At 69.5% G+C, this 22,651-nt stretch carries 19 protein-coding genes; 14 read left to right on the top strand and 5 right to left on the bottom strand.

All coding sequences use genetic code 11. From position 1 onward, the window contains the following. Positions 1-45 precede the first annotated feature (45 nt). Both AC1DHY_RS09885 and AC1DHY_RS09880 read right to left on the bottom strand, forming a co-directional pair. Positions 46-1,023, bottom strand: coding sequence for a plastocyanin/azurin family copper-binding protein (locus AC1DHY_RS09885; RefSeq protein ID WP_476903542.1), 978 nt, complete (start codon positions 1,021-1,023; stop codon positions 46-48). A 327-nt stretch (positions 1,024-1,350) separates the two neighbouring features. After that, positions 1,351-2,124, bottom strand: a complete 774-nt coding sequence (locus tag AC1DHY_RS09880; RefSeq protein ID WP_476879871.1) for an IclR family transcriptional regulator — start codon at positions 2,122-2,124, stop codon at positions 1,351-1,353. A gap of 228 nt (positions 2,125-2,352) precedes the next feature. Here AC1DHY_RS09880 and AC1DHY_RS09875 point away from each other — a divergent pair, with 228 nt between their 5' ends. The 6 genes from AC1DHY_RS09875 (at position 2,353) to AC1DHY_RS09850 (ending at position 9,251) form a co-directional block, all read left to right on the top strand. Next, complete coding sequence (locus AC1DHY_RS09875; RefSeq protein WP_476879872.1) at positions 2,353-3,069, top strand: CoA transferase subunit A; 717 nt, start codon at positions 2,353-2,355, stop codon at positions 3,067-3,069. A gap of 44 nt (positions 3,070-3,113) precedes the next feature. Beyond that, positions 3,114-3,812: a CoA transferase subunit B gene (locus AC1DHY_RS09870; protein ID WP_476903541.1), complete on the top strand. Its 699-nt coding sequence runs from the start codon at positions 3,114-3,116 to the stop codon at positions 3,810-3,812. After that, positions 3,809-5,005 (top strand): acetyl-CoA acetyltransferase, encoded by a 1,197-nt coding sequence (locus tag AC1DHY_RS09865; RefSeq protein WP_476903540.1) that lies wholly within the window; start codon positions 3,809-3,811, stop codon positions 5,003-5,005. The genes AC1DHY_RS09870 and AC1DHY_RS09865 overlap by 4 nt, the downstream gene beginning before the upstream one ends. A gap of 80 nt (positions 5,006-5,085) precedes the next feature. After that, positions 5,086-6,141: a zinc-dependent alcohol dehydrogenase family protein gene (locus AC1DHY_RS09860; RefSeq protein WP_476878951.1), complete on the top strand. Its 1,056-nt coding sequence runs from the start codon at positions 5,086-5,088 to the stop codon at positions 6,139-6,141. A gap of 86 nt (positions 6,142-6,227) precedes the next feature. Continuing rightward, a complete protein-coding gene (locus AC1DHY_RS09855; RefSeq protein ID WP_476878952.1) occupies positions 6,228-6,542 on the top strand; it encodes a hypothetical protein in 315 nt (104 codons plus the stop codon). Positions 6,543-6,551: 9 nt separating this feature from the next. After that, entirely contained in the window at positions 6,552-9,251 is a 2,700-nt protein-coding gene (locus tag AC1DHY_RS09850) for a PEP/pyruvate-binding domain-containing protein (protein ID WP_476878953.1), read from the top strand. A gap of 57 nt (positions 9,252-9,308) precedes the next feature. Here AC1DHY_RS09850 and AC1DHY_RS09845 read toward each other — a convergent pair whose 3' ends face one another. After that, positions 9,309-10,190, bottom strand: a complete 882-nt coding sequence (locus AC1DHY_RS09845; protein ID WP_476878961.1) for an aldo/keto reductase — start codon at positions 10,188-10,190, stop codon at positions 9,309-9,311. Positions 10,191-10,294: 104 nt separating this feature from the next. Here AC1DHY_RS09845 and AC1DHY_RS09840 point away from each other — a divergent pair, with 104 nt between their 5' ends. From AC1DHY_RS09840 to AC1DHY_RS09825, 4 genes are all read left to right on the top strand, one after another. Then, positions 10,295-11,176 (top strand): helix-turn-helix transcriptional regulator, encoded by an 882-nt coding sequence (locus tag AC1DHY_RS09840; protein WP_476878954.1) that lies wholly within the window; start codon positions 10,295-10,297, stop codon positions 11,174-11,176. 29 nt (positions 11,177-11,205) lie between these two features. Then, on the top strand, positions 11,206-12,153 hold the full coding sequence (locus tag AC1DHY_RS09835) for an alpha/beta fold hydrolase (RefSeq protein WP_476878955.1): 948 nt from the start codon (positions 11,206-11,208) through the stop codon (positions 12,151-12,153). 164 nt (positions 12,154-12,317) lie between these two features. Further along, positions 12,318-12,521, top strand: coding sequence for a cold-shock protein (locus AC1DHY_RS09830; RefSeq protein ID WP_013599688.1), 204 nt, complete (start codon positions 12,318-12,320; stop codon positions 12,519-12,521). 127 nt (positions 12,522-12,648) lie between these two features. Continuing rightward, positions 12,649-13,332, top strand: a complete 684-nt coding sequence (locus AC1DHY_RS09825; protein ID WP_476878957.1) for a LysE family translocator — start codon at positions 12,649-12,651, stop codon at positions 13,330-13,332. Positions 13,333-13,334: 2 nt separating this feature from the next. Here AC1DHY_RS09825 and AC1DHY_RS09820 read toward each other — a convergent pair whose 3' ends face one another. Next, positions 13,335-15,311, bottom strand: coding sequence for an APC family permease (locus tag AC1DHY_RS09820; protein WP_476903539.1), 1,977 nt, complete (start codon positions 15,309-15,311; stop codon positions 13,335-13,337). Positions 15,312-15,479: 168 nt separating this feature from the next. Here AC1DHY_RS09820 and AC1DHY_RS09815 point away from each other — a divergent pair, with 168 nt between their 5' ends. From AC1DHY_RS09815 to AC1DHY_RS09800, 4 genes are read left to right on the top strand one after another with little or no spacing between them, the layout of a single operon-like run. Further along, on the top strand, positions 15,480-18,212 hold the full coding sequence (locus AC1DHY_RS09815; RefSeq protein WP_476878959.1) for a DUF4118 domain-containing protein: 2,733 nt from the start codon (positions 15,480-15,482) through the stop codon (positions 18,210-18,212). Next, positions 18,209-18,883, top strand: a complete 675-nt coding sequence (locus AC1DHY_RS09810) for a response regulator (RefSeq protein ID WP_476903538.1) — start codon at positions 18,209-18,211, stop codon at positions 18,881-18,883. The genes AC1DHY_RS09815 and AC1DHY_RS09810 overlap by 4 nt, the downstream gene beginning before the upstream one ends. A gap of 20 nt (positions 18,884-18,903) precedes the next feature. Next, the gene (locus AC1DHY_RS09805) at positions 18,904-19,506 is read left to right on the top strand and encodes a DinB family protein (protein ID WP_476878113.1); all 603 of its coding nucleotides are present in this window, start codon (positions 18,904-18,906) and stop codon (positions 19,504-19,506) included. A gap of 11 nt (positions 19,507-19,517) precedes the next feature. Further along, complete coding sequence (locus AC1DHY_RS09800) at positions 19,518-21,293, top strand: sensor domain-containing diguanylate cyclase (protein WP_476878112.1); 1,776 nt, start codon at positions 19,518-19,520, stop codon at positions 21,291-21,293. On the opposite strand, the gene AC1DHY_RS09795 is transcribed toward AC1DHY_RS09800, so the two are convergent. Further along, positions 21,290-22,423 (bottom strand): acyl-CoA dehydrogenase family protein, encoded by a 1,134-nt coding sequence (locus AC1DHY_RS09795; protein ID WP_476878115.1) that lies wholly within the window; start codon positions 22,421-22,423, stop codon positions 21,290-21,292. The genes AC1DHY_RS09800 and AC1DHY_RS09795 overlap by 4 nt on opposite strands. Positions 22,424-22,651: the final 228 nt, after the last annotated feature.

Below are 22,651 nucleotides of genomic sequence, written 5' to 3'. Positions count from 1 at the left end.
CCCGCCCGGTCAGTGCCCGGTGCCGTCACTGACCGGTTGCTGCCGTCAGTCACGGACCTCCACGGTGCCCACCATGCCCATAAAGTCGTGCAGGCCGCAGATGTAGTCGAACTCCCCGGCTTTGGTGAAGGTCACGGTGAACTTGCTGTGCGGCGGCAGGATCCCGGAGTTCAGGTCACCGCCGCCGAACCTGGCGGGGTTGCCCCGCGGGACGGCCACGTTCGCGGGTTCCTTGCCGAACGTCACGGTATGCGGGGCGCCCATGCCGTTGTTCACGAACGTCACCTTCTCACCCACCCGGATTTCGATCCGGGGCTGGATGAAGCGCATCACCATGGACGTGCCATTGTCCGTCCCGGCGATCACAGTGTGCTTGCCCGCCTGGTCCCGCGCGGCGTCCCAGGCCTCGCGTCCGTCCCGCAGGATGGCCCGGGCCCGTTTGTCCGCCTGGTGGTCATATGCCGACTGGTCGAACGGATAGTCGGTACCGGCTGCCCGGACATGCACGGTCCCCTTCATGGCCATCCCGTGGACCAGGCAGTAATAGGTGAAATTGCCTTTGCGCGGGAAGCCGAGGCTGTATTCCGTGACCGCCTTGAAACCGCTGTCTGAGACGTTGGACATCACACCCGAGTTGAAATACGAGTGCCCGTCATAGGACTTCCCGCCGCGCTGATAGATATTCTGCGGCAGCGAGGGGTTGAACGGTTGGGTCGAGCGCAGGGACTGGCCCTTCGCAAGGAAGGTCACGGTGTGGATCTCTGCGGAGTTGGCCTCCCAGGTGACCGTGTCGCCGGCGTTGATGTAGATGTTTGAGGGCAGGAAAGCCATGCCCTGAATGGCCTGGCTTGAGGATTCAGACCCGACCTGGACCGTCCACGTCTCGGGGGAATCGTCGTCGCCGGCGACGGCGGCGCCGCTGACTGCCAGCGGCAGCACGAGGGCGGCCGTGAAAGCGATAAGGAGGCGCACCAGCCGCGGCATGCCGCGCAGTTCTGGGCGCAATTTTGCTGGGAGAGCCATGGGACTCATTCCTTGGTAGCTGGGAGCTTGCGGCCGGGGATCCGGCCCTTTGGGCGCTTCGGCGCGGCCTACTGCGGCGCCGGTTCGCTCCGGCGTGGACTGCGTCCGCCGCGCTCTTCTCCTGCTCCCGGTCCCCAGCACCACGGCGGGGAAGTAGTTTTTTGGGTCAGACACGCCACCCGGACAGGGGTAATGGGTGAGGTCTTTGTGTGCAGCTACGGCTGCATTTTCCATCGTGCTCCGCAGCCGCCCGTTTGTCGAGACGGCCGTACACGCCGACGTGTCGAGGCGCCGAGGCCCGGCGTTGACGCGGGTGGTCCGCGCCGCTCAGGAGCCCTGCAATTGCACCGAAATCCGGTGCGCCTCCTCCATCAGCAGCCGGCCCAGATGCGCGCGCCGGTCCGCACGGAACCGCGGTTCAATGCCGGTCAGGGACAGGGCCCATGCCGGACGCCCGCGCTGGTCAAACACGGCAGCACCCATCCCCCAACTGCCCTCCAGCACCAGGCCCGGGTTCACCGAGTAACCCGCCTGCCGCGTTGATTCCAGGTTGGCCCGGACCAGTGCCGGGCTGTGGGCAGCGGCGAACGCCCCGGCGTGGGCGGCCCAGCCGGCCAGCAACTCCTCCTGCTCCTCCGGCGGCAGGAACGCCATGATGGCGGTCCCGGCGGAGGCCACGCCCAGCGGAAAACGCACGCCCTCGTGCAGTACGAAGGAGCGCACCGGAAAACTGCCCTCTTCCCGGAGGAGGCACACGGTCTCGGCGCCGCGGCGGATGGAGAAGAACGCGCTCTCGCCCGTTTCCTCCGCCAGCCGGCGCAGGCTGGGGCGGGCAATGTCCTCGAGCGGGAAGCGGGCCGAGGCCACCGAGCCCATCAGCAGGATTTCCGGGCCAAGGACCCAGTTGCCGCTGTGCTGGTCCTGGTCCAGCAGGCCCTCGGCGGCGAGCGAGGTCAGCAGCCGGTGGGCGGTGGGCCGGGTGAGCCCCGATTCGCGGACCAGCTCTACCAATGGAGCCCCCTCCGGTTTCCGGCCGACGATCCTCAACAGCGCCGCGGCCCGGCTTACCACCTGGGCGCCCTGCACGGGGGCGGAGTTCATTTTGGCCTTCCAGTTCGGCGACACCGGCTAATCATCCATATTGTGGACACTGCCCAGCGTAGCGTCCACACTGTAGAAATGCAGCAAAAATGCACCAATTGCCCGGGTTTCTCGGCGTTGACAGTGCTCCACGCCACACCATAGGCTCCTTCTTCAGACGAACAGTCCACAAAGTGGATTAGGGCAGCGCACCCCGCCGCCCACCCGGAGCTCAATGAGGAGATGACTATGTCAAAGGTGAAATCCAGCCCGGCGGCCGCACTGCAGGACGTGCTGCGGGACGGCATGACACTGGCGGTGGGCGGGTTCGGCCTTAGCGGGATCCCGGCTGACCTGATCGAGGCGGTTCGCGATTCGGGCGTCAAGGACCTCACCGTCGTCTCCAACAACATGGGCGTGGACGGAAAGGGCCTCGGCGTGCTCATTGAGGCCGGCCAGGTCCGGAAGGTGATCGCCTCCTACGTCGGGGAGAACAAGCTCTTCGCCGAGCAATACCTCGCCGGCAAGCTGGAGGTGGAGTTCACGCCGCAGGGAACCCTCGCCGAGCGGCTCCGTGCCGGCGGCGCCGGCATCCCGGCGTTCTACACCAAAACCGGCGTCGGCACCCTTGTCGCCGAAGGCAAACCGCTGGCAGAGTTCGACGGCGAGACGTACGTCCAGGAACGAGCCATCAAGGCCGACGTCGCCCTGGTCCACGCCCACACGGCCGACACCGACGGCAACCTCATCTACCGCTACACCGCACAGAACTTCAACCCGGTGGTGGCCACCGCCGGAACCGTCACCGTCGCTGAAGCCGAGGTGATCGTCGAGCCCGGCCAGCTGGACCCGAACCACATCGTCACCCCCGGCGTGTTCATCCAGCGGCTGGTGCAGGCCAGCGGCCGGGTCAAAGACATCGAACAGCGCACCGTCCGGCCCCGCGCCGAGGCAGCGGCCGTCTAGCCCTGCCAGGCGCCACCAACCACCACTTTTTCAGGAGAATCACCATGGCTTGGAATCGGAACGAAATGGCTGCCATCGCGGCCGAAGAACTCAACGACGGCGACTACGTCAACCTCGGCATCGGCATCCCCACGCTCGTAGCCAACAACCTGCGCGAAGGCGTCCGGGTGGTGCTGCAGAGCGAGAACGGCCTGCTCGGCATGGGCCCGTTCCCTTACGAGGGCGATGAGGATGCCGACCTGATCAACGCCGGCAAGCAGACCGTCACGGTCCTGCCCGGCGGCAGCATCTTCGACTCCGCCACCTCCTTCGGCATGATCCGCGGCGGCCACGTCAAGGTCGCCATCCTGGGCGCCATGCAGGTCTCCGGCGCCGGGGACCTCGCCAACTGGACCATCCCCGGCAAGATGGTCAAGGGCATGGGCGGCGCGATGGACCTCGTCGCCGGCACCCCGCGTGTTGTAGTCCTCACCGAACACAACGCCAAGGACGGCACCGCCAAGATCGTCAAGGAATGCACCCTGCCGCTGACCGGCCTGAGCTGCGTGGACCGCATCATCAGTGACCTGGCCGTCTTCGACCTCGCGAGGCCCAAGGAAGCCGACGGCAGCCGCCGGCTCGTGCTGACCCGGCTCGCCCCCGGCGTCACCGTGGAGGAGATCCGCGAAAAGACCGAGGCGGAGTTCGACGTCGATCCTTCCCTGGAAGACACCGCGGACGCGCTGGAAGGGGCCCGGGCATGAGCCTCAAGGACCAGTTCGGCAAGGACGTCCTGCTCACCGGCTGGGGCCACAGCCGGTTCGGCAAGCTCACCGAGGAGACCCTCGAGTCCCTGATTGTGCAGGTCTCCACCGAGGCGATCGCCAACGCGGGGATCGAACCCGGCCAAATCGACGAAATCTACCTGGGCCAGTTCAACTCCGGCATGATGCCGCTGGCGTTCCCGGCCTCGCTGGCGCTGCAGGTCTCCGAGCAGCTGGCGAATGTGCCTTCCACGCGGGTGGAGAACGCCTGCGCCTCCGGTTCGGCCGCGTTCCAACAGGGCACGAAGTCGCTGCTGGCCGGCACCGCGAAGACCGTCCTGGTGATCGGTGCGGAGAAGATGACGCAGGCCGGGGCCGACGTCGTGGGCGCGGCCTTGCTGGGCGCGGACTACGACATGGCCGGTAAGCCCTCCACCACGGGCTTCACCGGCCTGTTCGCGGAGGTCGCCAAGCACTACGAGAAGCGCTACGGCGCCGGGACGGGAAACCTGTCCGACGTGCTCGGCTCGATCGCCGCGAAGAACCACCGCAACGGCGTTGACAACCCCTACGCCCAGCTCCGCAAGGACCTCGGCGAGGAGTTCTGCCGGACGGTGTCGGATAAGAACCCGATGGTCGCCGATCCGCTGCGCCGCACCGACTGCTCCCCCGTCTCCGATGGTGCCGCCGCCCTCGTGCTCTCCGTCGCCCCCACCGACGGGGCCACCGACCCGGTCCGTTTGGCCGGCTTCGGCCAGGCCAACGACTTCTTCCCCGCCGACCGCCGCGACCCGACGGCGTTCGCCGCGACGCGCGCCTCCTGGGAGCGCGCTCTAGGGATGGCCGGCGTCGGACTGGAGGACCTGGACTTCGCCGAGGTGCACGACTGCTTCACCATCGCCGAACTGCTGATGTACGAGGCCATGGGCCTGACCGAACCGGGCCAGGGGGCCCGTGCCATCGAGGAAGGCTGGGTCTTCAAGGACGGGAAGCTCCCCGTCAACGTCTCCGGCGGGCTGAAGGCCAAGGGCCACCCGGTGGGCGCCACCGGCGTATCGCAGCACGTCATCGCCGCAATGCAGCTGACAGGCACGGCCGGGGACATGCAGCTGGCCGCACCGCGCCGCGCCGCCGTGCAGAACATGGGCGGCGTGGGTATCGCCAACTACGTCAGCGTGCTCGAGGCCGTGTAGGACACCACCCGGGGACACGGCGGGGCGCGCACGGATAGACTCGATTCCACCCCATTCACCACCACAAGGCGAGGAAACCCATGCGCGCCACCATCATCCACGGTCCCGGCGATATCCGAGTCGAAGACCGCGAATACCCCACCGTCCAGCAGCCCACCGACGCCGTCGTCAAGGTCACCGCCGCCTGCGTCTGCGGCTCCGACCTCTGGCCCTACCGCGGCGTGAAGCCCACCCACAAGCCGTCCGCGATCGGCCACGAGTTCATCGGCCTCGTGGAGAGCATCGGCGATGACGTCACCGGCCTGGCCGTGGGCGACCTCGTCATCGCCCCGTTTGTGGTCAGCTGCGGCAAGTGCCCGCAGTGCCTCAACGGTGTCACTGTCGCCTGCGACCACCTCGCCGGCTGGGGCGGCACCGACGACGCCGGCCTGGCGATCGACGGCGGCCAGGGCCAGGCGGTCCGGGTACCGCTGGCCGACGCCACCCTCGTCAAGGTGCCGGGCATCACCGAGCCCGACGACGCGCTGCGCGCCAGCCTGCTGACCCTCTCCGATGTGATGGCCACCGGCCACCACGCCGCCCTCGCCGCGAAGGCCGGCCCCGGCAGGACCGTTGTGGTGGTCGGCGACGGTGCCGTGGGTCTGTGCGGGGTCCTCGCCGCCAAGCGGCTGGGCGCCGAACGGATCATCGCGATGTCCCGGCACGCCGACCGGCAGGCCATCGCCAAGGAATTCGGCGCCACCGACATCGTGGCCGAACGCGGCGACGAGGGCGTGGCCAAGGTCCGCGAACTGCTCGGCGGGGTCCTGGCGGACTCGGTCCTCGAATGCGTGGGCACCAAGGAATCGATGGAGCAGGCGCTGCACAGCGTCCGCCCGGGCGGTGCCATGGGCTTTGTAGGCGTGCCCACCGGCGGCGCCGAGATCCCGGTGCGCTACCTCTTCGACACCAACATTTCAATCGGCGGCGGCATGGCCCCGGCCCGCACCTACATCCCGGAACTGCTCGCCGATGTCCTGAACGGCAGCATCAACCCGGGCCGGGTGTTCGACGTCGTAATGCCGCTGGAGGAGGCCCCGGAGGCCTACCGGGCGATGGACGAACGGCGGGCCATCAAGGTCCTGCTGGCCCCGTAGCCGGGAGCGGGGCGGCACTCTTGCACTGCCGCGGCCGCGGGTCTAGCGTGAAGCGCATCAGCACCCGCAGCCGTCAAGGAGCCGTTATGGCCAGGTTTGTGCAGATTATCGAGTTCACGTCGTCCCGCATCGAGGAGATCGAGGCGCTCGGCCGGCCTTCCCGGACCGGCGGCGACACCGCCCCGTCCTTCCGCCGGATCCTGAACACCGCGGACCGCGACCGGCCGGGCACCTACCTCACCATCGTCGAATTCGATTCCTACGAATCCGCGATGGAGAATTCCGGCCGGCCGGAGACCTCCGAGTTCGCGGCCCAGATGGCCGCCCTGTGCGACTCCCCGCCGGTGTTCCGGAACCTGGATGTCCAATGGGAGGACACCGGCGACGCTGCGGCCCCCTAGGCGCGTTGTATGTGTCCCGAACCTGGTGGCGTCGGGCCGGCGGGCGCGGGCCCGGAAGAGGGCGGGGTGGTCCTGGATCTCCGCCGCGCGGCGACCGCTTCCCTGGATCTGGTGGGCGGCAAGGCCCGGAACCTTGGGGTACTTGCCGCCGCCGGTTTTCCGGTACCCGACGGCTTCTGCCTGACCACCGATGCCTACGCCCTGGCGGCGCCGCCGGAGCTGAACGCCCTGGCCGCCCGGCTCGATGATGCGGCCGGCGGCGACGGACCCGCCGGTCCCGCCGGCCGCGACGGGCTGGCGGCCCGTGCCCGGGAGCTGATTATGGCCGCCGACGTGCCGCCCGGGATCAGCGCCGCGGTGCTGACGGCCTACACGGCCCTCGGCGCCTGGGCGCCAGTGGCTGTCCGGTCCTCGGCCACTGCGGAGGACCTGCCTTTCGCCAGCTTCGCCGGCCAGCAGGACTCCTTTCTGAACGTGCGGGGGCCCGACGCAGTAATCGATGCCGTCCGGCGCTGCTGGGCCTCCTTGTGGAGCGACCGTGCGGTGGCCTACCGGTCCGCCAACGGGATCAGCCACCGCGGGGTGCGTCTCGCCGTCGTCGTGCAGGTGATGGTCGACGCCGCCACGGCGGGCGTGATGTTCACGGCGAATCCGCTGACCGGAACCCGTACCGAAACGGTCATCAACGCCAGCACCGGGACCGGCGAAGGCGTAGTTTCCGGCGCGGTCAACCCGGACCAGTTCACACTGACCACCGCCACCGCGCGGCTCCTGCGGCGGGTACCCGGCACCCCGGGTCCCCAGCCGGCCTGGAGCCTGGCTGAGCCCGCCCTCACCGCGCTGACCAGGCTTGGTGACGCTGTCCAGGAACTCTTCGGCGCGCCGCAGGATATCGAGTGGGCGTTCGACGCCGCCGGCAAGGCGTGGCTGACGCAGTCCCGGCCGATCACCACCCTGTATCCGCTGGAGGACCCGCTTTCCGCCGACCCGTCGGCGCTGAACCCCGACCCCGCGGCCGGGCCGCGGATCTACCTCTGCGGAACCCTCCTGCAGGGACTCACCCGGCCGATTACCCCGATCGGACTCGCGGCGCTTGGACTGATGCGGGGAACCGAGGGGCCATGGCGGTACGTGAACCCGGGCCTGCGGATGTATGTGGACCTGACCGCTTTGCTGCAGAACAAGTGGGGCCGCCGGTACCTGGCCCGGATCCTCCCGCTGGCGGACGGCCGCTCCGCGGCGGTCCTTCCCGCGGTGCTTGCCGATCCGCGCTTCGCGGCCACCAAACCCCGCCGGCCACGGCCACGCCGGCGGCCCAGGCCGGCAGGCGGCACCCGGGCCCGCGGATCGTCGCCCGGCGCGGGGATGATCCTCGGCCTGTTCCCCGCGCTGGTCGGTGCCGCGCTCCGGCCGGGAGCCGAACTGCGCCGGGTCCAGGCGTACGGCAAGGACCTCGATGCGCAGCTGGTGCTGGCCGAACCCGCGACCGCCGTGCAACGGCTGGACTTCGCCGAGCAGATCACCGGCCGGACCATCGACGGGCTGATCCGCGCCACACTTCCCGGCCCCTCGGTCGGCTACATCATGCTGGCGGTCGCCCGCCGGCTGCTGCGCGGCATCGCCGAACCCCGCGAACTGGAAGCCGTCCTGCGCGGTCTCCCGCACAACGTGACCACCGAGATGGACCTGGAGCTCTGGCAGCTGGCGGTGGAGCTCGGCGCCGACGCGCCGTCGCGGGAGGCGTTCCTGGTCCGGCAGCCCGCAGCCCTGGCCGAGGCCTTCCGCGCCGGTTCACTGCCCGCCGCAGCTCAGGCCGGGGTGCGGAACTTCCTGTCCCGCTATGGCCACCGGGCCGTGGCGGAGATCGACCTCGGTATGCCCCGCTGGTCCGACCAGCCCGACCACATCCTCGGGATGATCTCCAACTACCTGCGCGTCGAGGACCCGGAGCAGGCACCGGACCGGCAGTTCCGCCGGGCCGCCGGGCATGCGGACGACCGGATCCGGGACCTGGTTGCCCGGGCGGCGGCCCACGGAAGGTGGCGCGCACGGGTCCTGGCGCTGTCCCTGCGGCGGGTCCGGGAACTGTCGGGGCTGCGCGAGCTGCCCAAGTTCTACATCGTGAAGGTCCTCGGCGAGATGCACCGGCAGCTCCTGCTGCTCGGCGATTCGCTGGTGCGCGCCGGCGTCGTGGCCGCCGCCGACGACGTGTTCTTCCTCGACTTCGACGAACTGCGCGTGAGCCTGCGCGGCGCCCGTATGCAGGACGTCGTCACCAGGCGCCGCCAGCTGTACGACGTCGAACTGCGCCGCCGCCGGATCCCCCGGGTGCTGCTTTCCGACGGGACGGACGTGGAGGCCGCCACGATGGCCGCGGCCCCCGCGCCTGGCGCCCTGTCCGGGACGCCGGCTTCGGCCGGCACGGCCACCGGGACGGTGCGGGTGATCCTTGACCCGGTGGGCGCCCGGCTGGAGCCCGGCGAGATCCTCGTGGCGCCCTCAACGGACCCGGGCTGGACTCCGCTGTTCCTGACAGCCGGTGCCCTGGTCATGGAGATGGGCGGCGTCATTTCGCACGGCGCCGTCGTCGCCAGGGAATACGGGATTCCCGCCGTGGTGGGCGTGCCGGACGCCACCACCCGGCTGCACACCGGCCAGCGCGTCACCGTGGACGGCGCGGCCGGGACGGTCCTGGAAGTCCCGGACTGAGCTCCGGCCGAAGGCAGCACACGGGGCAGCACACGCCACGGTTTTCCTGCCGCCCGGTCAGGCTTCCGGGATGACCATCGCGAACCGCTCGGCACGGGACACGTCCGGGTCCGGTCCGTTGCGCTTCCCGGTGTCGAGCGCGTCGATCTCCGCGAGCTCCGCGGCACTTAGCTCAAAGTCGAAGACGTCGAAGTTCTCGGCGATGCGTGCCGGGTTCGTGGACTTGGGGATGGCCGACCGGCCGTGCTGCAGGTGCCAGCGCAGCATGATCTGGGCGGCGCTTTTGCTGTGACTGTCGGCGATGGTGGCGATCGCCGGGTCTTCCATAACGTTCCTGCGGTCCTCACCCCAGCCGGGGTAGAAGGTGATCCCGCCGATGGGCGACCACGCCTGGGTCAGGATGCCATTGGCGGCGTCCGCAGCCTGGACATCGGGCTGGGTGAAGTAGGGATGCAGTTCAACCTGGTTGACGGCGGGTACAACGTCGGTCGCGGCCAGGAGCTCTTCGAGGTGGTGCGGCATGAAGTTGCTGACCCCGATCGCGCGTACCCGGCCGTCGGCGAGGAGGGTCTCCAGTGCCTTGTAGGCGGCGATCGTCCGCTCGAACCTGTCCGGGGCGGGCTGGTGCAGGATCAGCAGGTCAAGGTAGTCCACGCCGAGTTTGCCGGCGGCTTTCTGCCAGGCGTGCAGCGCCTGGTCGTAGCCGTAGTCACTGACCCAGACCTTGGTTTCGACAAACACCTCCGAACGCTTGAGGCCGGACCGGCGGATGCCCGCACCGACTTCGCGTTCGTTCCCGTAGGCCGCGGCGGTATCGATGTGCCGGTAACCGGCCGCGAGCGCGGCCTCGACGGCCGCGGTGGTTTCCTCCGGCGGGCTCTGGAAGACGCCCAGGCCGAGGGCAGGCATGGTGACGCCGTTGTTGAGGGTAAGTTCCATAGTCATGCCTTCCACGGTATTGGGGTGCAGGAGTTTGCGGGAGGGAACGTCAGTACCCCTCTTGCCCCTGCCCCGGCGGCGCCCCGCGGCGTAGCGTTGGGGCCATGACACACAGCGACGACGTGCGGAAGTTCCTGACCTCCCGCCGGGCCCGGATCACGCCGGAAGAAGCCGGCCTGCCCCTCTACGGCGGGAACCGGCGTGTCACCGGCCTGCGCCGGGAGGAAGTCGCGATGCTCGCCGGCGTGAGCGTTGACTACTACATCCGGCTGGAGCGCGGAAACCTCTCCGGCGCCTCGGACAGTGTCCTGGAAGCCCTCGCCCGCGCGCTCCACCTCGACGACGCCGAAACGGCGCACCTATTCGACCTCGCACGGGCGGCCGCCGCTCCGCCCAGGGCGCGGCGCAAGCGCAGCCCGCAGACTGTGCGTCCCAGCGTGCAGCGCGTCCTCGACGCCATCACGGCCGCTCCGGCGTGGGTCCGCAACGACCGGGGCGACGTCCTGGCCGCCAACGAACTCGGCGGCGCCCTGTACCAGGACCTGATGGCCGAGACGGTCACCCCGCCGAACAGCGGTCGCTTCACCTTCCTAAACCCGAAGGCGCGGGAGTTCTTTACCGACTGGGAGCGCGCCGCGGACGACATCGTCGCCATCCTGCGCTCCACGGCAGGCAAGAACCCCTACGACAAGGACCTCACCGACCTGATCGGGGAGCTCTCCACCCGCAGCGAGGAATTCCGCGTCCGCTGGGCCCGGCACGACGTCAAGCACCACCGCACCGGCCGGAAGCGGCTCCACCACCCGGTGGTCGGGGACCTTGACCTCAGCTTCGAGGCGCTCGAGCTTCCCGGCGACCCGGGGCTGCGCATCAACGTCTACACGGCAGAGCCCGGGACGCCCTCCGAAGACGCCCTGAAAGTCCTCGCGAGCTGGGTTGCCACCCAGCGGAACACTGCGCCGGTCCCCCTCCGCGGGATCCAATGACCGCCAGCGCCGGGGGCTATCTTTAGTCCATGGTGTCAACTGGCCGGAGCGTTCCGGGCGTACCTGATCCCGATCCCGGGGTCTTCGGCTCAGGGCTGGTTGATGAGGCCGCCCGGCTTGACGCTGCGCTGCCCGACGGCGATTGGTCCGTTCCGCCGCCGGGCGCCGTCCGCGGCGAATTCCTGGCCCCCAGCGGCGCGCTGGCGACGCTGTCCATGGGCGACCCGGGCAATCCGCCGGTCCTGCTGGTTCCGGGGGCCACGGGCTCCAAAGAAGACTTTGCTTTGATGCTCCCGGAGCTCGCCGCCGCCGGCTACTTTGTGCTCAGCTGCGATATCGCCGGCCAGTACGAGTCGGCCGCCGCCGGCCCCGAGCACCTGCACCCGCCCCGGGCGCACTATGACTACCCGCTGTTCACCGACGACCTGATCGCCCTGCTTGACGCCGGGCACGGCGCCGCGCACGTCGTCGGATATTCCTTCTCCGCAATCGTCGCACAAGTGGCCTTCACGCAGCGGCCCGAGCTGTTCCGCAGCCTGACCCTGCTCAGTTGCCCGCCGGAAGCGGGAAACAGTTTCCGCGGGATCCAGCGGATCGGCCGCCTCAGCGGCCGGGCGGGGGCCAGGGTGGGCGCGGCGCTGATGATCTGGGGCATCCGCAGCAACGTGGTCCGGGTGGCACCGAACCGGATCCGCTTTGTCCGGTCCCGCTTCCGGCTCACCCGCCGGGCGGCCGTGCGGGACATTTTCCTGCTGATGCAGCACGTCCCGGACCTCAGGGCGGACCTGGCGGCGGCAACACTGCCGAAGCTGGTCGCCGTCGGCGAGCACGATCTCTGGCCGCTGGCGCTGCACCGCCGCTTCGCCCAGGCCATCGGGGCGAAGATTGCCGTTTACCGGGGTGGCCACAGCCCCAGCGAGACCTCGCCGCACCAGATGAGCCGCGACCTGATTGCCCTCTTCGCCGACGCCGGTTAGCCCGGCCCGGCCCGTTTGCGGCGCGGTTCCGGGCTTAAGTCCCGCACTCAGCCTCTTGCACCTCGGCCCCGCGCCCCGTACGTTGGGGACAGCGGACGAATGTCTCCGCAGCCGTTGGCCTCCGTGGCCGCCGGAGATCAGCAGCGTTTCAGAAGGATAAAGGCATGGCTACAGGCACAGTTAAATGGTTCAACGCCGAAAAGGGTTTTGGCTTCATTGCCCCGGATGACGGGTCGGCCGACGTTTTCGCCCACTACTCGGCAATCGCTTCCAGCGGCTACCGCTCGCTGGACGAGAACCAGAAGGTCGAGTTCGACGTCACCCAGGGCCCGAAGGGCCCGCAGGCTGAGAACATCCGCCCGCTCTAAGCTTTCAGGAAGACCCGGCCTGCCGGAACACTTCTCCTAGAAGTCCGCAGCAGCCCCTCCGGAGTAATTCTCCGGTGGGGCTGCTGTCTTTCGTCTGCACGCTTGCACCAGCCGCCGCTACACTTTGATGGCACCAACCCCCACCGGAGGCACCCCCTTGATGGTCGAACAACTGATGGCCTTCGCGCTGACCTGCCTCGTGGTGGTCCTGGTTCCCGGACCGGACTTCGCCCTGGTCCTGAAGAACGCCCACCGCGGCCCCGGGTCGGCCGCATCGACTGCCGCGGGCATCATGGTCGGCAACACCATCCTTGCCCTCCTCGCCGTCCTCGGCGTCACGGCCCTTCTGTCGGCGTCCGAAGTGCTCGGCACCATCATCCGGATTGCCGGCGCGGCGTACCTTCTTTACCTCGGCGTTGGCGCCCTGTGGGAAGCCTTCGGCCATGGCCGCCGTGCTCCGGAGCCGGAAGCGGCCCCGGCCGCCGCTGCCGGGCTCCGGTTCCGGGGTGACTCGCCCTTCCTGCAGGGAGTGGTGAGCAACCTGCTCAACCCCAAAGTTGCCGTCTTCTACCTGTCGCTGTTCCCACAGTTCAACCTGGGAGCGCTCCCGCCGCTGGAACAGCACGCGTTGATGGCCGGCATCTTCCTGGCCATCGCCCTGGTCTGGTACGTCGTGCTGGTCCATGCCCTCAAGCGGGTCTCCACCGTCCTGGCCCGGCCCCGCGTGAAGCGGGCCGTCACCGCCGGATCCGGCGCCGTGCTGGCCGGCGTCGGCGGAACGATCCTGACCAAATCCTTGGTCTCTGCCTAGGCCTACCCCACGTGGACCCAGGGCCGCCTGGTGACATCGGGTTCGGCCTCACGCAGCACCTCGCGGGTGACCGGCGCAATTTCCCCCTCCCCGAACGCGAGGAAGCGCAGCAGGTTGGTCAGCGGGTTTCCCTCGGTCCAGCGGAAGTAGATGTGCGGCATCAGGCCGGTCACGTCCCGGATGTGCAGCAGCGCCGACGCGATCGTGTTTGCGACCGCCGGGCCATGCACTTCCAGGATCCGGTAGCCGTGCCTGGTGATGCCGCGGACCTCCAATTCGGTTTCGAAGTCCGAGGAATCGTCGACGACGACTTCCAGGAACACGGCCCGGTAGTCCAGGGGCAGGTGGCTGACCTCAATCGCGGACTCCAGCTTCTGCCGGTATGCCTCCGCGCTGAGCCGCAGCGGCTCGTGGGCCACAATCCGGAGCGGGCCGTCCAGTTCGTCGGACATAAACTCAAGCGCCTGCCGGTCCAGGTGGACGTGGGTGGCGTGCAGCTCGAAGGAGCGGCGGGCACGCGAGAGCAGTGAGATCACGATGATGCCGAGGATGAAGATCGACGCGATCCGGAGGCCCTCCGGGCGTTCGATGATGTTGGCCACCGTGGTGTAGATGAAGACGACGGCGATAACGCCGAAGCCGATGGTGCGTTTGCGCTGCCGCTGGCGGCGCGCGGACAGGGTCACGGCGACCGCCGCGGAGGTCATCAGCACCAGCACGCCGGTGGCGTAGGCGCCGCCCTGGGCGTCGACGTCGGCGTTGAACAGCCAGGTGATCAAAAACCCGATCAGGGTGAACACCAGGACCAGCGGGCGCACGGCCCGGGCCCAGCCGGGGGCCATCCCGTACCGGGGCAGGTAGCGCGGCACGAGGTTCAGCAGCCCGGCCATGGCGGAGGCGCCGGCGAACCAGAGGATGGCGATCGTGGACAGGTCATAGACGGTGCCGAAGCCTACGCCCAGGTGTTCGTGGGCCAGGAACGCCAGTGCCCGTCCGTTGGCCTGGCCGCCGGGCTGGAACTCCTGCGCCGGGATCAGCACCACGGTGGTGAAACTGCTGACGATCAGGAACGTGCTCATGATCAGCGCGGCCGTGGTCAGCAGCTTCCGTGCGCCCTGGATCCGTCCCGCGGGGTGGTCCTCGGTGTCGTCAGCGTGGCCCTTGATCTGGGGCATCACGGCAACGCCGGTCTCGAACCCGGACAGTCCAAGTGCGAGTTTCGGGAACACCAGCAGGGCGAAGCCGACTGCCAGCAGCGGGTTGCCGTGCGAAGTGGAGATGGCCTGCCACCAGTTGTCCACCGCCACGGGATGGGTCAGGACCTCCCAGAGGGACGCCGCGACCACCACCACGTTCAGTCCCAGATACAGCCCGACGATGACGACGGCGACGCCGATGGCTTCCTTGAAACCGCGCAGGAAGACGGCCGCCAGCAGTGCCAGCAGGATCAGGGTGATGGTCACGTTCTGGCCCTGCAGCCACCCCGGCGCCATCGGGTTCTGGACCAGGTGCGCGGTGGCGTCGGCGGCCGAGAGCGTCATGGTGATCATAAAGTCGGTTGCGGCGAAGCCAAGCAGGACCAGCACAAAGAGCTTCCCGCCCCAGCGCGGCATCAGCCGTTCCAGCATGGCGATGGAGCCTTCGCCGCGGTGGCTCTCCCCGGCCACGCGCCGGTAGACGGGCAGGGCGCCCAGCAGGGTGATCGCCACGAGGACCAGGGTGGCCAGCGGCGAAATGACGCCGGCGGCGAGCGCGGCGATGGCGGGCTGATAGCCGAGGGTGGAGAAGTAGTCCACACCGGTCAGGCACATCACCTGCCACCAGGTGTGCTTCTTCTCCTCGGCCGCGGGGACTCCGCCGGGGCCCTGGTGCGAGCCCTTGCTGTCCTGCAGCCCCACCAGCAGCCATTTCCGCAATGCGGTCTTCCGGCCGGGACGCGGCGCCGACGGGTCAGCCGGCGGCCTGCTCAGGGTTGTCATGATCTTCCTTTCCTCGCGGCGCCCCTCACGGGCGGACGCCGCACTGTGGCTCTCAATTGCGAAGCTAGCAGCGGCCCGGCCCGCAACCACCACCCCGGGACGGATCTTGATAATTCCTTGACGCCGCACCCCGGCGCCGGACCAGGGCCGGAATGGAAGAATGACTGCATGGCACGTGGAACGCTGCGCATTTTCCTGGGATACGCCCCGGGCGTCGGCAAGACGTTCGCCATGCTCCGCGAAGGCCACCGGCTCCGCAGCGCCGGCGAGGACGTGGTGGTTGGCATCGCCCGCGACCGCGGCCGCCGCGATACCCGGGACCTGCTGGCGGGCCTTGAGCTGATCGATCCGCGGCGTGTTCCCGCCGGCGGGATCGAGGTCGAGGAACTGGACCTCGACGCCGTCCTGCACCGGGCACCGGCCACCGCCATCGTGGACGAGTACGCCCACTCAAACGCCCCCGGCAGCCGGAACGCGCACCGCTGGGAAGACATCAACGAGCTGCTGGCCGCCGGGACCAACGTCCTGACCACCCTGGACGTCCACCAGCTGGCCTCCCTGGCCGACGTCGTCAGCGGGATCACCCGGGGCCGGCGGCCGGAGACGGTACCCGACGGGATCGTCCGGCGTGCCGACCAGCTCCAGCTGGTGGATCTCTCCCCGGACCTGCTCCGGCAACGGCTCGCTGCGGGAAAGATTGTGCCGGCCGACCGGATCGACTCTGCCCTGTCCAACTACTTCCGTCCCGGGAACCTGGCCGCGCTCCGCGAACTGGCGCTCCTGTGGCTCGCGGACCGCGTGGACGAGGGCCTGGCAGCCTACCGGGAAGGGAACCGGATCGACGCCGGCTGGCCCACCCGCGAGCGGGTGGTGGTGGGACTGGCCGGCGGAGCCGACGGCGAATCCCTGGTCCTGCGCGGTGCCCGGCTGCTGAGCCGGGTCACCGGCAACGACCTGCTGGCCGTCCACGTCCGGGCCGCCGGGACGGTGGCCGCCGAGTCGCCGCAGGCCCTCGATGCCCAGCGCCAGCTGGTCCAGGACCTGGGCGGCAGCTACCACGTGGTGGTCGGTGAAGACCCGGCCGAGGCCCTTCTTGATTTCGCCCGGAGCGTCAACGCCTCCCAGCTGGTGCTGGGATCGGCCCCCAAGAGCGCCTGGCACCGTGTGGTGACCGGCCTGCGCGGCGGCGCCCTCGCGGGACGGGTGCTCCGCGGGGCCGGCGGGATCGACGTGCACCTGGTGCCGCTGGACAGCCCGCAACGGGGCCGCCGGCCTGGCCGGCAGGGCGACCTGGGCAGGCTCCGGGTCACTGTCGGTTTTGGCCTGGCGGTGCTGCTGCCCGTGCTGCTCCAGCTGTTCCTGGAAATCAACCCGGACAAGAACCTGGCCACATCCATGCTGCTCCAGCTCACCGGGTCCGTCGCAGTGGCGCTGGTCGGCGGGCTGTGGCCGGCGATCCTCGCGGCGTTGTGGAGCAGCCTGCTGGTCAACTATTTCTCCACCCCGCCGGTGGGCAATTTCGCCATCAGCGACGCCCAGAACGTCCTCGCCCTGGTGGTGTTCGTCGGGGTGTCTGCGGCCGTCGCCGTGGTGGTGGACATCGCTGCCCGGCGCTCCAAGGAGGCCGCCCGGGCGCGGGCGGAAGCAACCACCCTGGCCGAGCTGTCGCGCGGTGCCGCCGGATCGGAGGACACTGTCACCGGCCTACTGGAACAGGCCTTGGACGTTTTCCAGGTCCGCGGCGCGGCCTTGTACGGCCTCGCCGGCGCTGAGTCCGACGACGGCCCGGCGGCGGCGACGGGGCCGCGGTGGCGGCTGCTCGCCGGCGTCGGGGACGTTCCGCCCGTAACCGCCGACGACGCCGCTGCCGCCTCCGACCATGCCGCTGCCGCTGCCGGTCCGCACGGGGACACCGCCGTTGCCGGCCCGCACGGGGACAACGTCGAGCAGATCAACCCGGCCACGCGGCTGGTCCTCTCCGGCCGCGTGCTCCCCGCCAGTGACCGCCGACTGCTGGGCGCCTTCGGTTTGCACCTGCTGGCCCAGCTCGAGAACCAGCAACTGCTGGCCAGCCGCAGCCAGCTCCGGCGGCTGGCCGAGAGCAACTCCATCCGGACCTCACTGCTCCGCGCGGTCTCCCACGACCTCCGGACCCCGCTGGCCGGCATCAAGCTCGCTGTGGGCGGGCTGCGCCAGACCGGCGTCCGCTACACCCGGGAAGAGGAACAGGAACTGCTCGAAACCATCGATGAGTGCTCGGACCGGCTCGATGCCCTGGTGGGCAACCTGCTGGACATGTCCCGGATCACCTCCGACACGGTCACCCCGCTGCTCCGCCCGACGCGCTGGTACGAGGTGGTCAGCGGCGCCCTGCACGGGATTGACGCCGGCCGGGTCCGGGTGGAACTGCCCGCCAACATGCCCGAGGTGGATGCCGACCCCGGGATGCTCGAACGCGTCATCGCGAACATCGTCGAGAACGCCGTCAAATACGCCCCGCACTCGGACATCGTCCTGACGGGCACCGCGGGCGGTCTGGGCGCCGGCGCAGTCGCGGGCCGCCCCGCCGGAGAAATGCGGATCATCGACCACGGCACGGGGGTCCCCGCGGAGCAGGTGGTGGAGATGTTCCGTCCCTTCCAGCGGCTGGACGACGCGAACCGGGCCACCGGCGTCGGCCTCGGGCTGGCCGTCGCGAAGGGGTTCACCGAGGCGATGGGCGGCCGGCTGACCGCGGAAACCACCCCCGGCGGCGGCCTGACGATGGTGGTCAGCCTGCCGCTGTCCGAGGGTGCGCCTGTCGCTGAGCGGCCCGAGCAGGCACCGTTGGAGCCGCAATCCGCCCTGCTGGGACGCCACCACGCGCCGCCGATCCTTTCCTCCCCCACGGACATGCCATGACCGCCGTCCTGGTGGTCGACGACGACCCGTACCTGCTGCGGGCCCTGCGGATCACGCTGCGCGCCCACGGCTACGACGTCACGGCGGCCGAGGACGGGCAGTCCGCGCTGGCGGCCGCGGCCCGGACCCCGCCGTCGCTGGTCATCCTGGACCTGGGCCTGCCGGACATGGACGGCGCCGCCGTCCTGGCGAAACTCCGGGGCTGGAGCCAGGTCCCGGTGCTGGTCCTGTCGGCCCGCCACGGCTCCACGGACAAAGTGCAGGCCCTGGACGCCGGCGCGGATGACTACATCACCAAACCGTTCGGGCTGGACGAACTCCTGGCCCGGCTGCGGGCCCTGCTGCGGCGCAGCGCCGACAGCAAGGAACCGTCCGTCGTCGCCACGGACGCGTTCACCGTGGATCTCGGCAAGCACCGCGTCACACGCGGCGGCGAAGACATCCGGCTCACCCCGACGGAGTGGAAAATGCTGGAGGTCCTGGTGCGGAACCCCGAGAAACTCGTCACCCAGCAGCAGCTCCTGTCCGAGGTCTGGGGTCCGGCCTACGCGAAGGAAACCAACTACCTTCGGGTGTACATGGCCCAGCTCCGCCGCAAGCTCGAACCCGACGCCGCCGCTCCCCGGCACCTCCTGACCGAGGCCGGGATCGGCTATCGGTTCCTGCCCTGAGCACGGGTAGGATGCCGGGCATGGACCAAAAAGCGATACTGCGCCGCTACCTGCGCCTGCGCCGGGAAGAACTGCTGGCCAAGCTGGACGGACTGGACGAATACAGCATCCGCCGCCCGCTGACCCCCACCGGAACCAACCTCCTGGGCCTGGTCAAGCACGTGGCCAGCGTCGAGATCGGCTACTTCGGCGAGGTGTTCGGCCGTCCCCACGGCCAGCCCCTGCCCTGGCTGGACGACGACGCCGACCCGGACGCGGACCTCTGGGTCACCGCCGATGAAACCCGGGACCAGATTGTGGAACTGCACCGCACCTCTGCGGCCCACAGCGACGCCACCATCGAAGCACTTCCCCTCGACGCCCCGGGCGAGGTGCCGTGGTGGCCCGAGGAACGCCGGAACGTGACCCTGCAGCAGATCCTGGTGCACATGTGCGTCGAAACGGCCCAGCACCTGGGCCACGCGGACATCCTGCGCGAACTCATCGACGGGACCGCCGGGAAGGGCCCGGGCGACCCGAACCTCACCCCGCGCACTGCCGGGGACTGGGCCGAACACACCGCCAGGATCGATGCTGCCGCGCAGGCCGCTTCCTCGGTTTCCGGAAGCGCAGCGCCGCAATAGATACTTGGGCAATGAATATTCACAGCGCTCTCGCCCGGGAGAACGCTCGGCAGCCGCCGCTGCCCGAGGTCCCCGCGCAGATGCGGGCCGTTTTGAACGGCATCCCGGCGATGGTCGGCTACTGGGACCTCGACCTGCGCAACCGGCTGGCGAACGACGCCTACCGCGAGTGGTTCGGCGTTTCCCCCGAAGAATTGCACGGCATCCACATCCGGGATCTGCTCAGCGACACCGTGTACGAGGCCAACCAGGGCTACATCCAAAAGGTGCTCGACGGCGAACCCCAGCTCTTCACGCGCACGCTCACGGACGCCTCCGGCACGGCCCGTTTCACCGAGGTCTCCTACATCCCGGACCTGCGCGAAGGCGGCAACGGCGGGGTGCAGGGCTTCTTCGTGATGGTCACGGACATCACCGAGCGGGTCCTCGCCGAGCGCCGGCAACAGCGCGACACCGACCGGTACCGCGCACTGGCGCGCAGCGTCCCCGGCGTTTTTGTGCTGCTCTTCGATTCGGACCTGCGCTACCTGATCGCCGAAGGCCAGGAGCTGGAGTCCTTTGGCTACCGTTCCGACGAGCTCGAAGGCAGGCTCATCCACGAGGTCCTCGACGGATCCCTCGCCAGGGAACTGGAGCCCCGCTACCGTGCCGCCCTGGCCGGCCAGGAGGTCTCCTGGAACCGGAAAATCGGGCCCCGCACCTACCGGCTCAAAGCCGGCCCCGTGTATTCGGACAACGACGCCACCGCGGGCATGGTGGTGGCGGTCGACATCACGGACCGGCTCCGGCAGGAACACATGTGGTCCGGCCTGCACGAGATCGCCACCGCCGTCGCCCGCAACGCCGCCCCCGCGGCCATCTCGGAGCGGGTCGCCTTTATTGTCCGGGACCTCTTCAGCGTGGATTCGGCCGCCGTCGTCCGCTTCACCGGTCCGCTGGCGGCCGAAATCGTGGCGATGGCGCCGGCGCTGCCGCCAACGCTGAGCCGCACCCATGTCTTTTCGCCGACCGACATCTCGGCCACTGTCCGGGTGGCCGTGACCGGCAAACCCGCCCTGGTGGTCTACAGCCCGGAAGGCGGACCGGCCGCGGAGCAGATGCGGGCGGGCGGTTTCCAGTCCGGGGCCGGGGCGCCCATCCGGGTCCACGGCAGCCTCTGGGGTGTGTTGAGCCTGACCTCGAAGTCCAGCGCCGGCGTCACCGAGGCCATGCTCGAACGGCTCGCGCAGTTCGCCGAGCTGGTGGAGATCGCGATCGGCAACACCGAGGCCCGCGCCAGCCTGGAGCTGCAGGCCACCACGGACGAACTCAGCGGCCTGCCCAACCGGCGCGCGCTGGAACAGCACCTCTCGCACGAAATCGAACTGGCGGCGTCGCGCGGAACCAGCCTCAGCGCCGTCGTCATCGACATCGACCACTTCAAAACAGTCAACGACACCCACGGCCACCTGATGGGCGACGTCGTCCTCGCCGCCGTCGCGGACCGGCTGCGCGGCGTCGCCCGCCAGGACGAGATCGTGGCCCGCTTCGGCGGGGAGGAGTTCGTTTGGCTGATGCCCGGGACGGACGGCGCGGAGGCCCTCATCGCGGCCGAACGGGCCCGTGCCGCCATCGAAACGGAACCGTTCGGGGAGGTCGGATCCATCACGGTCTCGGCCGGGGTGTGCGAACTCCGCGACGCCGGCAGCCACAGCCTGCTGGCCTGCGCGGACCGGGCGCTGTACGCGGCCAAGCACGCCGGACGGAACCGCAGCGAGCGCTACGGTGCGACCGGCCAGGCCTCCTAGACGAAGGCCGACTTCCCGGTCACGGCGCGGGCCACGATCAGCGAATTGATCTCGTAGCTGCCCTCGTACGTGTACAGGATCTCGGCGTCACCGAAGAGTTTGCCCATCTCGAAGTCGCTGCTGATCCCGTTCCCGCCCATCAGCGAGCGCCCCATCGCGACGGAGGCCCGGGCCAGCCGGGTGGTGGTGGACTTCGCCATGGCCGCCTGCACCATTTCCAGCTTGCCCTCCTGCTGGATCCGGGCCAGCTGGGCCATCAGGGCCAACGAGACGCTCGCGTTGCCCAGGATCTCGGCCAGCTGCTGCTGGACCAGCTGGAAGCGGGCCAGTTCCTTGCCGAACTGCTTACGCTCCAGCGCGTAGGCCCGGGCGACGTCGAACGCGGCCAGCTGGATACCGGCGCCCTGCCATCCCACCCAGGCGCGCGAGTCGCGGAGCAGTTCGTTGGCGCGGGAAAAATCAGTGGCGCCGGGCAGCAGGTTCGACTCCGGGATCCGGACCTCGTCCAGCACGATGTCCGCGTTCTGCATGATCCGCAGCCCGATCTTGTTCGCGATCTTGGTGGCGGTGTACCCGGGGCGGTCCGTCTCGACGATGAAACCCTTGATCTGCTGGTCGGCGACGTCACGGGCCCAGACCAGGGCGAAGTCGGCGATGGTTCCGGCGCCGATCCAGCGCTTGGCGCCACTGATCACCCATTCGCCGCCCTCCAGCCGCGCAGTCGTGGACAGGCCGCCGGCGATGTCCGAGCCGTGATCGGGTTCCGTGAGGGCAAACGCGCCCAGCTGGCTGAAGGCGGTCAGTCCGGGGAGCCAGCGGGCCTTCTGCTCCGCCGAGCCGAGTTCGTCGATCATTCCAACGATCAGTTCGTTGTGGATCCCCACGAGGGCGGACAGGGAGACGTCCGCCCGGGCCACCTCCACGTACATCAGGCCCTTGAAGAGCTTGGACGTCCCGTCCGTCTGCAGGCCGCCGAGGCCGTACTTGCCCAGCTCCGCCAGCAGCCCGAAGGGGAACTCTTCACGGTTCCAGTAGTCGATGGAAGCCGCCCGGATCCTGCTCTGCAGGAACTCGCGGATCTCCTGGTACCGTGCCCGCTCGTCGGCCGGCAACAGGTCCACGATGTACATCAGGTCCGCGTCCGGGAACGGGGGTGCTGCGGGCGGTGCGGCGGGCGGTGCGGCCGGTGCCGGCGCCTGCGCCGTCGCCGTGGCCGGACGTTCGGCGGAACGCTCCCCTGTACGCTCCCCGGCGCTGCTGCGGCCGGGGGCCGCCGGGACGGCGGTCTGTCCGCTGACACTTCCTTGTGACTGCACGGGCACGTATCCCTTCGTAATGTGCGGCGCATTGGCAGCAAC

The organism is Arthrobacter sp. 05L44 (assembly GCF_056397605.1).
This window is presented reverse-complemented; position numbering and strand designations above follow the sequence as displayed.